General features: G+C 69.0%; 10 protein-coding genes. 7 read left to right on the plus strand and 3 right to left on the minus strand.

Going from position 1 to position 10802, the window contains the following annotated elements:
• Window positions 1-281 precede the first annotated feature (281 nt).
• Window positions 282-2159: an ATP-binding protein gene (locus tag FV220_RS21950; RefSeq protein ID WP_147833218.1), complete on the minus strand. Its 1878-nt coding sequence runs from the start codon at window positions 2157-2159 to the stop codon at window positions 282-284.
• 408 nt (window positions 2160-2567) lie between these two features.
• Between FV220_RS21950 and FV220_RS21955 the strand changes: the two genes are divergently transcribed.
• Window positions 2568-2849 carry a hypothetical protein gene (locus FV220_RS21955; RefSeq protein ID WP_056149907.1) on the plus strand — a complete coding sequence of 94 codons (282 nt, stop codon included), beginning with the start codon at window positions 2568-2570 and terminating at the stop codon, window positions 2847-2849.
• Window positions 2850-2885: 36 nt separating this feature from the next.
• On the opposite strand, the gene glgX is transcribed toward FV220_RS21955, so the two are convergent.
• Window positions 2886-4985: a glycogen debranching protein GlgX gene (gene glgX, locus FV220_RS21960; RefSeq protein ID WP_147833219.1), complete on the minus strand. Its 2100-nt coding sequence runs from the start codon at window positions 4983-4985 to the stop codon at window positions 2886-2888.
• Window positions 4986-5145: 160 nt separating this feature from the next.
• Entirely contained in the window at window positions 5146-6567 is a 1422-nt protein-coding gene (locus FV220_RS21965; protein ID WP_026175661.1) for a trehalose-6-phosphate synthase, read from the minus strand.
• A gap of 463 nt (window positions 6568-7030) precedes the next feature.
• Here FV220_RS21965 and FV220_RS21970 point away from each other — a divergent pair, with 463 nt between their 5' ends.
• The 6 genes from FV220_RS21970 to FV220_RS21995 all read left to right on the plus strand — a co-directional run.
• Window positions 7031-7483 (plus strand): hypothetical protein, encoded by a 453-nt coding sequence (locus FV220_RS21970; protein ID WP_043764431.1) that lies wholly within the window; start codon window positions 7031-7033, stop codon window positions 7481-7483.
• A gap of 10 nt (window positions 7484-7493) precedes the next feature.
• Window positions 7494-7889 carry a phage holin family protein gene (locus tag FV220_RS21975; RefSeq protein ID WP_018042238.1) on the plus strand — a complete coding sequence of 132 codons (396 nt, stop codon included), beginning with the start codon at window positions 7494-7496 and terminating at the stop codon, window positions 7887-7889.
• A complete protein-coding gene (locus FV220_RS21980) occupies window positions 7886-8275 on the plus strand; it encodes a DUF3618 domain-containing protein (protein WP_056149916.1) in 390 nt (129 codons plus the stop codon). Before FV220_RS21975 ends, FV220_RS21980 begins: the two co-directional genes overlap by 4 nt.
• Before the next feature lie 80 nt (window positions 8276-8355).
• Window positions 8356-9066 carry a hypothetical protein gene (locus FV220_RS21985; protein ID WP_056149919.1) on the plus strand — a complete coding sequence of 237 codons (711 nt, stop codon included), beginning with the start codon at window positions 8356-8358 and terminating at the stop codon, window positions 9064-9066.
• 111 nt (window positions 9067-9177) lie between these two features.
• Window positions 9178-9906 (plus strand): 5-oxoprolinase subunit PxpB, encoded by a 729-nt coding sequence (gene pxpB, locus FV220_RS21990; RefSeq protein ID WP_147833220.1) that lies wholly within the window; start codon window positions 9178-9180, stop codon window positions 9904-9906.
• On the plus strand, window positions 9903-10802 hold a 900-nt coding region (locus FV220_RS21995), incomplete at its 3' end, for a biotin-dependent carboxyltransferase family protein (RefSeq protein WP_147833221.1). The genes pxpB and FV220_RS21995, both read left to right, overlap by 4 nt.

The following is a 10802-nucleotide window of genomic DNA, read 5'->3' on the forward strand; positions in this document are numbered from 1 at the left end:
GCCGAAGGCCGGCCGGCGGGCGGGGGTGGAGGCGGGTTTCCGGCGCGGAGCGGCGGTCTGCGCGGCCCTGGTGGGAACGACGATCTCGCGCTGGTCGCGCTTCGGCAGCGGTTCGCGCATGGTCTATCCTCTCAAACGCAGAAAACGGCCCGACAGGTCGAGCCGAAAACGGGTCGGTGGCATCGCCGGGACGCAGGATCCGACGGTAAGCTGCGCACCTCGTCCCGGATGCCGGCTCCGGGACGAGGTGCGCGTCGGGTTGCGGTGATCGGACAAGGGACTCATCCGGCGCGCTGCATGGGAATGTAGCGCTCGCTCACCGCTTCGGGCGCGGGGTCGAACAGACCGATCGGGCGGCGCACCGGGACCACAATCCCCTCCGCGACCGGCAGGGGCGCCGAGCGACGAATCCCCGTGCGGATCGGGGCCGGGGGAGCGGTGCTGGAGCCGCGCCGGCAATCGATGGGCAGCGTCACGGTCACGCTGGTGCCCTGGCGCTCGGCGCTCTCGATGGAGATGCTGCCGCCATGGAGGCCGACGAGCCCCTGCACCACCGAGAGACCGAGCCCGGTTCCCTCATGGGTCCGGTCGTATCCGCCGCCCGCCTGGAAGAACGGGGCGCCGATGCGGGGCAGGTCGTCGGCGCCGATGCCGATCCCCGTATCCGCCACCACGATGTCGAGATGCGACGCGCTTCGCCGCACGGAGACCTCGACCCGCCCGCCCGGCGCGGTGAATTTCACCGCGTTGGACAGGAGGTTGATGAGCACCTGCCGGCAGGCGCGTGCATCCGCCATGATCTCGATGCCCGCAGCGTCGGTGCCGCGCACCAGGGTGATCCCGCCCTGATCGGCCCGCAGCTGCATCAGGTCGCAGCAGGTCCGCACCAGGGATCCGACATTCATCGTCTCGGGAACGTAATCGAAATTGCCGCTCTGGATCCGCGACATGTCGAGGAGCGCGTTGACCACGTCGAGGAGATGGCGCCCGGAGCTGCCGATGATCTCGGCATATTCGCGGCTGCGCTCGGGGCCGAGGGTCATGGAGCTCTGGCCGGCGAGGACTTCCGAGAAGCCGATGATGGCGTTGAGCGGCGTGCGCAGCTCGTGGCTGACGGTGGCGAGGAAGCGGCTCTTCAGGTCGTCGGCGCGCTCGGCCTCGGCGCGGGCGTGCTCAAGCTCCTCCGCATGGCGACGATGCTCGCTGACGTCGCGGGTCACGGCGACGACACTCGACCCCTCGACCCCCGATTGGGTGCCGGCGATGCGGTGGGCCCGCATCTCGGCGAAGATCACCCGCGGCTCACCTTCGGCGCGCAGGGCCGCCGGGTCGAGATGCAGGCGGAACTGGACGGTGGCCGGCTTTCCGCCGGCAGCGACGTCGCTGATCGTCTGCAGAAGGGCCGGACGGTCTCCCACATGGACCCGGTCGAGGAGCCCGTGTCCGCGCAGGCGAACGGACTCGACGCCGACGAAGCGCGACGACGAGGCGCTGGCTTCGATGACGCGACCGTTCCGGTCGTGCCAGGTGACGAGGTCGTCGATGGCCGAGAGCAGCATGCGGTCGCGCATCTCGTTGTCGCGCATCCGGGCGAGCCAGCGGCCTTCGTGGCGCAGATGCTCCATGGCCTGGGCGGCCACGTGACCGATGGCCGTGATGGCGAAGACCGGCATCGCCAGGGAACGGGACAGGTCGAGGAGAGGCAGCGAAATGGCGCCGTGCGGCAGGAACGCCACGACGAGAGCGCCGATCATCGCCACGATGGCGGCGGCCAGCGTCGCCCGGCGCGAACCGGACACGACCGCCTCCAGCGGGATCGCCACCAGCCAGATCGCGGCGGCGGAGTTCACGCCGCCCGACATCAGGGCGAGGCAGACCACGAGGCCGGTGAGACCGGCCGACGAGATCGCATGGGCGACCCACAGGATTCCGGTCCGCGACAGGAACACGGCGGCGAAGACCGGCAGCATCAGGCTGGCGATGGCGAGGACTTCGAGGCCGGTGGGGACGCCCCGCCAGAGCAGGTAAGGCGGCAGGGCGGCCATCATCACGATCCCGGTCGCGAGGCGCGATACCAGGAACCGCTCGTGCCGGAACCGCACGGCATCGTCTTCGACCACCGACTCGTGGACGAGCCCGGCGAGCCGGAGATCGATCATGGAAGCCAGGCCGCTGTAGATACGCAATACGCACACGCACAGCGCGAAGTGCCTCGACGGCCGCTTCGTCGCCCCTTGCTGGACTTTGACTCGGGTTCGACTTGAACTCGACTGAGGCCAAACCTCGCAGACCGGACTTAAGCGAGTGTTGCGCAGACCCGACCGATTGTTCGCGGATGCTTTCCGGTCCGTAACCACGCCTATTCGGTGGACGGCCCCTTTCGGGGCACATCTCCCGCTATCCACAGGGCCGGGCACGACATGCCGGTTCGCAGGGGCATGGCGGCAAAGCCGCGTTCACCATGGTTCTCGATTTCAGGGCGTGCGTGAGAGGCGCTTTACGTTCTGCGCCGAGGCTCGGTCACAACGGGCCGCTCACGGCCGGCACCGAACCAACCCGGGACTTCCATGTCGTTCCTCATTCGCGCCTGCCTGGCGATCGGCATCCTCTCCTACCTGGCCGCCCATCGCGACGATCCGGGGCTCGCGGCGCGCCCGACGGCGCCGTCCGTGGAGAACGCCGCCTCTCTTGCCTGGGACGCCCTGCCGAGCGATGTCCGCGAGAAAGCACTGCGCCAGGGCGCCGACGCTTTGGTCCAGAAGGTGGCGGGGTCCGTCGCGAGCGCGTCGCGCGACACGCTGGCGGAGGCCGATCGCCGCCCGGCCTGGCGCGGCGTGGACGAGCGCTGATCGGGGCGCGGGCGCCCGAACCGACCGCCCCGTCCGTCAGATCTCGTAGGACGCCGCCTGTCGCGCGCGCAGGACGTAGAGCGAACGGGGATCGAGGCGCAGGCGCGCGTTGGGGGGAAACAGCGCCTGTCCGGCCTGGACCATGCCCGTCGGCCGGGTGGTGTCGAAGACGACCATCCACGGCCCGCCGATGACCGGGGCCAGCGTGAAATCGATCGCCTCGTCGGCGGCGTTGATGAGGATCAGCAGGCGGTCCGCGCTCGGAAGGTCGTTGCCGATCTGCATGCCGAAGGCCTGCCGGTGACCATCGCCCCAGGCCTCGTCGTCCATCTCCGCGCCGCAGGGCGAGAGCCAGTGGACGTCGCGCAGCGGCCCGTCCCCGATGACGGCGCCGGTGAGGAAGGTCAGGCGGCGCAGGGCCGGCTGGTCGCGGCGCAAGGCCGTGAGGTTGGCGACGAAAGCCGTGAGGCCGGGGTCGGGATCGGTCTCCCAATCGAGCCAGTTGACCGCGTTGTCCTGCGCATAGGCGTTGTTGTTGCCGTTCTGGCTGCGCGACCGCTCGTCCCCGGCCAGAAGCATCGGCACGCCCTGGGCCAGGAAGGTCGTCGCCAGGAGATTGCGCTTCTGCCGCGCCCGCACGGCCAGGATCGCCGGATCCTCCGTCTGGCCCTCGACACCGTAATTGCGCGAGAGGTTGTGGCCGTGGCCGTCGCGGTTGTCCTCACCGTTGGCGTGATTGTGCTTGTCCTCGTAGGCCACGACGTCGGCCAGGGTGTAGCCGTCATGGCTCGCCACGTAGTTGATGCTGGCGAGCGGCGAGCGGCCGGAGCCGGCGAAGATCTCCCGCGAGCCGGACAGGACCTGCGTGAGCTTCGGCAGGATACCGTGATCGCCGCGCCAGAAGCCGCGCACGCTGTCCCGGAACTGGTCGTTCCACTCGGCCCAGCCGCGCGGATAGGCGCCGAGCTGGTAGCCGCCCATGCCGATATCCCACGGCTCCGCGATCATCTTGGCGCGGGAGAGGATCGGATCCTGGGCGATGGCCTGGAAGAAGGCGGCTTTGGCGGTGAAATCGTGCGGCGTGCGTCCGAGGCTGGTGGCGAGATCGAAACGGAACCCCGCGACGCCGTAGGCGGTCACCCAGTGCCGCAGGGAATCGAGGACGAGCTGCATCACCCTCGGGTGGTCGAGGTCGAGGGTGTTGCCGCACCCGGTGCAATCGATCTCCTGCCGCCGGTTCTCCGGGTTGAGCTTGTAATAGCTGGCGTTGTCGATGCCCCGGAACGACAGGGTCGGTCCGGTATGATCGGCCTCGCAGGTATGGTTGTAGACGACGTCGAGGATGACCTCGATCCCGGCGGCGGCGAGTTCGCGGATCGCCGCCTTGAGGCCGCCGGTCCCGGCCGCCCCGAGATAGCGCGGCTCCGGCGCGAAATAGCCGAGCGGCGAGTAGCCCCAGAAATTGACGAGCCCCTTCTCCACCAGGAACCGGTCGTCGGCGAAAGCCTGGATCGGGAGGAGCTCGATCGCCGTCACGCCCAGCTTCAGCAGGTGCTCGACGATCGCCGGATGGGCCAGGGCGGCGTAGGTGCCGCGCTCCGCCTCGGGGATCGCCGGATGACGCTGCGTCAGCGCCTTCACGTGGGCCTCGTAGATCACCGTCTGGCCCATGGGCCGGCGGATGGGATTGAGCGCGAGATCCGGCAGGTCGGGCGCCGTCACCACCCCGCGCGGCATGAAGGTCGCGCTGTCGCGCCGGTCGATCTGGTCCTCCCGCTGGAGGCCGCGACGGTGCCCGTAGAGGGAATCGTGCCAGCGTATGCGACCCTGGATCTCGCGCGCATAGGGGTCGAGGACGAGCTTGGCCGGATTGAAGCGATGGCCGTTGGCGGGCTCCCACGGCCCATGGACCCGGTAGCCGTAGAGTTGGCCGGGGAACACGCCGCGCAGGTAGCCGTGCCAGACATCGTCGGTGCGGCAGGGCAGCGGGACGACACGGCTCTCATGGCGCTCGCCCGGCTCGAACAGGCACAGATCGACGCCGGTGGCGTTCTCCGAGAACAGCGCGAAATTGACACCCCGGCCGTCGAAATGCGCCCCGAGAGGCCCGGGCACGCCATCGTCGATGCCGATCATAGATGTCTTTCGCAGGTACATCGGCTCGCCGAACGCGAGCCGGAAATCGGAACGGGGTTAGGCAAGAACGATACCCCGGTCTCCCGCCCGCTGCCTATCCCGTCACGCTGCCGATAGAGACAATCAGCCCCTCCCTGTCGTACCGACGGGGAGGAAACCGCTACTCGGCGGCAGCGGCCGCGCGGGGTGGCTCGCGTTCGATGGTCCGGAAATTCTCGAGGTCGGTGAGGAAATTGCGCGCCCACCAATCCACGTCTTCGCGGGTCATGCGGTCGACCATGGGCTTCCAGCGCTCGATCCGCTCGCCGCGCGGCATGTAGAGCGCCGTGCGGATCGCTTCCGCCACCTCGAACCGGTCGTAGGGATTGACCAGCAGGGCCTCGGGCAATTGCCGGGACGCGCCGGCGAATTTCGACAGGACGAGGACGCCCGGATCGTCCGCCGTCTGGGCGACGATGTATTCCTTGGCGACCAGGTTCATGCCGTCGCGCATGGGCGTCACGAGGCCGACGCGGGCGGCGCGATAGAGACCCGCCAGGACGGGGCGCGGATAGGCCTTCGTCACGTACTGGATCGGCGTCCAGTTGGGCTCACCGAGGGCGCCGTTGATCTCGCCGACGGTCTCGTTCACCTCGCGGCTGAGCTCTTCGTATTCCGGCACCTCGGTGCGGGATTTCGGCGTGATCTGCAGATAGACGACGTTGCCGCGCTGGTCGGGATTCGAGGCGAAGAAGCGGTCCACCGCCTCCATCCGCTCGGGCACGCCCTTGGAATAATCGAGCCGGTCGACGCCGATGAGGAGCTTGCGGGTGCGCAGGCCCGCCATGGTCTCGCGCACAGTCTTGTTGGCGCCGGCATTCTCCGCCGCCTCCTTGAACCCGGCGACATCGATGCCGATGGGGAAGCTGCGGATGCGGGTGCGGCGCCCGTCGACCATCAGCGAGCCGCCGCCGAGGGGGATCGCCCGCAGCTCGTCGATGAGGTTGCGCGAGAGGTTGTGCACGTCCGGGTCGGTCTGCAGGCCGATCAGGTCGTAATCGGCGATGCCGCGCAGAAGATCGTTGCTGGCGGGAAGCGTGTTGAACACGTCCGCGGCCGGCCAGGGGATGTGGTGGAAATAGCCAATGGGGTTGGCGATGCCGAGGCCGCGCAGCTCCGAGGCGAGCGGCAGCAAATGATAGTCGTGGACCCAGATGATGTCGTCGGGCTCGATCAGCTTGGCGAGCGCCCGCGCGAAGATGCGGTTAACGCGCTGGTAGCCGGCATAATCCGAGCGGGAGAACGCACCGAGGCCGAGCCGATAATGCATGATCGGCCAGAGGGCGCGGTTGGCGAACCCGCTGTAATATTCCCGGTGGTCCTGGGGCGAGAGATCGACGACGGCGTACTGGACACGCCCACGATCAATGAGCTCGGGCTCCTCGGACGGGTCCTCGACGACTTTGCCGCTCCACCCGAACCACAGACCCTCATAGGAGGTGAAGGCCTCCTTGACGGCGACCGCCAGGCCTCCGGCGGCAACGGATTTCCCGCTGTCCTCGGGGATGGCCACACGGTTCGATACGATGACAAGGCGTGCCACTCAGCGGGCTCCGGTCCTCAGCGTGCAGCGCACCAGGGGCGCGCCGGACAAGACATTCCGATGTTCAACGCGCGTAACGCGACCGTGATCCGTCCGATACAGCCACGTCTGTTCATATTCCGTCAGTCAACCTAACCGACCGCATCGCCCACGGCCAGGGCAGGCAAGGACGAATGTCGGTTCCGCAGTGGATCACCCGACCCGTCCCCCGCCCGACGATGCCGGTCCGTCGTCGGTTTTGCGACGCCGAACGGTCTTATGGGAAGGCGGCCCGGCGCGCATCGGCGGGGATGTCGCGGCCGGTCCCTCGCCCACCGTTCGACGATGAGCATTCCTTGCGGAACCGCGTCTGTTTCCATGTTGTTGAAGAGCCACAAGTGACACAGCCCACAAGTGATCGAGGAGTATGCGCGTGAACGCAAATCAACCCACTGGCCCGGCATCCGCGGCGAACGCCCCCGGGATCGGCTCCGGCGAGGCTGCTGCTCCGACCGGTGATTGGCGTGCGCTGAAGGGCGATGTCGAGGGCATCGCCGACGTGGCCGTCGAGCGCGGCCGGGGCTTCGTCGCCGCCGCGCGAGCCCAGGCCACCGACTATGCCGATCGCCGCAAGGGCGACGCCGCCCAGTCGGTGAACGATATCGCCCAGGGCTTGCGGGATTCGAGCAAGTCCTTCGAGGAGCAGCCGAACATCAAGGCGTTCTTCGACAGCGCCGCCGAGGGGCTCGAGCAGCTCGGCACCTCCATCGAGAACCGCAGCTTCGCCGAGTTCTACGACGAGGCGGAAGCCTTCGCCCGCCGCGCTCCCGTCGCCGTTGCCGTCGCGACCTTCGTGACCGGCTTCGTCGTCTCGCGCTTCATCAAGTCGTCGAGCATCGCGCCCCACCGCGATGCCCGCGACGCGTTCCGCAGCTAGGCCGGACGTCATGTCGAACGGCCCGCAATCCAGCATTCAAAGCCTCGTCGGCGATGCCCTGCGCGAGACCAGCGAACTCGCGCGCAAGGAAATGGCGCTCTTTCGCACCGAGATGACGAGCAACGTCCGGACGCTGTTCATCGGCCTCGCGCTGATGGTCGGCGCCGGCGTGTTCGGAGTCGTCGCCCTGTTCGTCCTCGTGGACGCCCTGGTGAAGTGGCTCGCCACGGTAGTGCATTCGGAAGCGCTGTCCGCCCTCATCGTCGGCGGCGTGCTTCTGGTGGTCGCCATCGTCTTCGCCCTGATCGGACGGAACGCCATGTCCCTCTCCACCCTGGCGCCGACCCGCACGACACGGCAGATGCGCCAGGACGCGCGCGCATTGTCGGAAAGGGTATCGGGATGAGTGAATCGTTGAACGACCTCGAAAAGGACATCGAGGCGAGCCGTGCCCGCCTCGACCAGACCATCGACCGCATCCAGGACAGGCTCTCCGTCCCCAGCATCGTTGACGACATGCTGGGCAATGTCCGCCGGACACCGTTGAGCGGAGCCTATGACGGCGCCCTCGATGCGATCCGCCGCAACCCCGTTCCCGTCCTGCTCATCGCGGCCGGCATCGGCTGGCTGCTGCATCGCACCGGAAAGGATCGGCAGACGCTGACCAAGCGTTCCCTCATCGATCCCGACGGTGCGCTGCCGGTGACGCCGGGCGCCGCCGCCAAGGCCTACGACCCCGACCAGCCGACACGCCAGCCCGTGAAGGAACTGGCGGAGGAAACACAGATTTAGGCCTGCGAAGGCCGATCGAAACCTGACCGACCCGGCAGCGGCATCGCCGCTCCATCTCCCATCCGACAGGAGTCGCCTCCATGAGCCACAGCAGCATCCCAGGCGAGCCCAAGAGCTCGCTTCCCGACGACATCGCCCTCGCGGCCGGCCTTCCCCATGGCGCCGCCAGCCTTCCGCACGGCGATGAGACCGCTCGTTCGCTCCATGACATCTCCGACCGTGCCCGCAGCGAAACACGGACGACGGCCGGCGACCTTCGCCACCAGGCCGGCGACCTCGCCGACGATGCCCAGGCCAAGGCTGAGGGCTATGCCGACCGAGCCAAGGCGGCCGCACTCGATGCGCGCGACACCGTGAAGGACAAGGCGGAGTCGCTGATCGACCGTGCGTCGGAGACCTATGACGACGCACGCGACTGGGCGGCGGACACTCACCGGTCCACCCGCCGCAGCATCGGCGAGTTCGCCGAGCGCGGCAGCCAGCGCCTCGACCGGGGCAAGACCAATGTGGAGCAGTTCGTCACCGAGAACCCGCTTCTCGTGGGCGTCGTCGGCCTCGCGGCGGGTCTGCTCCTCGGCGCCCTCCTTCCCCGGACGCGCCGCGAGGACGAAACGGTGGGTCCGTGGGCCGACGAGGTGAAGGACCAGGGCATCCGCTACGCCCGCGACTTCGCCGACCGTGGCCGCGAGTTCGTGGAAAGCGCCCTCGACCCCGAGAACCTGAACGCGGCGACCCAGGGCGGTTCCGAGCCGTTCCGCAAGCCCGACGTATCGCCGGGGCGGTCGCACTGAGACCTGGTTTCCCCAAGGGGTTACAGGATGAAAGAGGGGGCGGCGCTCGACAGCGCCGCCCCTTCGTGTTGGGACTGGGGAGACGATCCGACGAGCGAGGCCTTGCGACCCGTGGCAGCCCCTCAGCCCCGCCTGCTCTGGTGCGGCGATACCGCGATCACCGTCGAGTTCGGTGAGACCATCGACCCCGAGGCCAACGCGCTGGTCCTGGCCCTCGACCGCGCCGTGCGGGATGCCGGCATACCGGGGCTCATAGAGGCCGTTCCCACCTACAGGTCGCTCACCGTCCACCTCGATCCCTGCGCGGTCGAGCCCGGCACAATCGAATCGGCGCTCCTCGCCCTTGTCGGTACGGTCCCCGCCGGGACGACGCCGCGCCGGCTCTGGCGCCTTCCCGTGGTCTATGGCGGTGCGTTCGGCATCGACCTCGCCGATGTCGCCGCCCGTCACGGGTTGAGCGCCGACGAGGTCGTGTCCCGGCATGCGGCACCCGAATATCGGGTGGCCATGAACGGCTTCCTGCCGGGCTATGCCTATCTCTCGGGCCTGGACCCGAGCCTCGCTCTCTCGCGCCGGGAGAGCCCGAGGCCGGTGACGCCGGCCGGGACCATCTCCATCGGCGGCGTGCAGGCTCTGGTGGCGAGCATCGCCGCCCCGAGCGGATGGCATCTCCTCGGCCGGACCCCCGTGCGCTCGTTCATGCCGGGCCGCGATCCGGTCTTCCTGTTCGAGCCCGGCGACGCGATCCGCTTCCTGCCCATCGAGCCGGAAAGATGGGACGAACTCGACCGGGCCGCGGGGGCCGGGGAGCGCATCGTCGACTGCGAGACAACGCCGTGAGCGGGCGTCTCGTCATCCGGCGATGCCACGGCGCGCTCAGCCTGCAGGACGGCGGACGACGGGGCTACCAGCGCTACGGCCTCTCCGGCTCCGGCGCCATGGATCGCCTCGCCATGGCGACCGCGAATGTCCTCGTCGGCAATGCCCCCGACGCGCCGGTCCTCGAACTCGGCCTCGGCGGCGGTCGCTTCGTCGTGGAGGCGGGACGGGGTTGGTTCGCCTGTGCCGGCGCGCCCTGCACCCTGCGTATCGACGGAGCCCCCCTCACCGGCCACCGCACCGCGACCCTGGCGCCAGGCGCCGAACTCATCGTGGACCCGCCGCGTGAGGGAGCGTTCGCCTACCTCGCCGTGGCCGGCGGGTTCGAGGCGGGCGCCGTGCTCGGCAGCGTTTCGCTCCATCTCCGCGCCGGGATCGGGGGTGCCGACGGCCGGCTCTTCCAAGCGGGCGACCATCTGACCTTCGCCGCTGCGGAGGGCAACACACCGGGCGACCGGACCACCGATGCCGTTCCCCTCGACCGCGACGCGCCGATCCGCGTCATGCTCGGCCCCCAGGCCGACCGCTTCCCGCAAGGCGGGATCGACACCCTGCTGGGCTCGACCTTCACCGTGTCGCACCGCGCCGACCGGATGGGGTACCAACTCGACGGCCCCGCCATCGCCCATGGCGCGGGCGGCTACAACATCGTCTCGGACGCCACCGTCATGGGCTCGATCCAGGTGCCGGGCAACGGCCTGCCCATCGTCCTGATGGCGGATCGGCAGACCACCGGCGGCTACCCGAAGATCGCCACGGTGATCTCGGCCGATCTGCGCCGCCTCGCCCAACGCCGGCCGGGCGATCCGGTCCGGTTCGAGGCCGTCACCCTGGCGACGGCGCGGGAGGCCGCGCTC

It is taken from the genome of Methylobacterium sp. WL19 (assembly GCF_008040005.1).
Taxonomy (GTDB): domain Bacteria; phylum Pseudomonadota; class Alphaproteobacteria; order Rhizobiales; family Beijerinckiaceae; genus Methylobacterium; species Methylobacterium bullatum.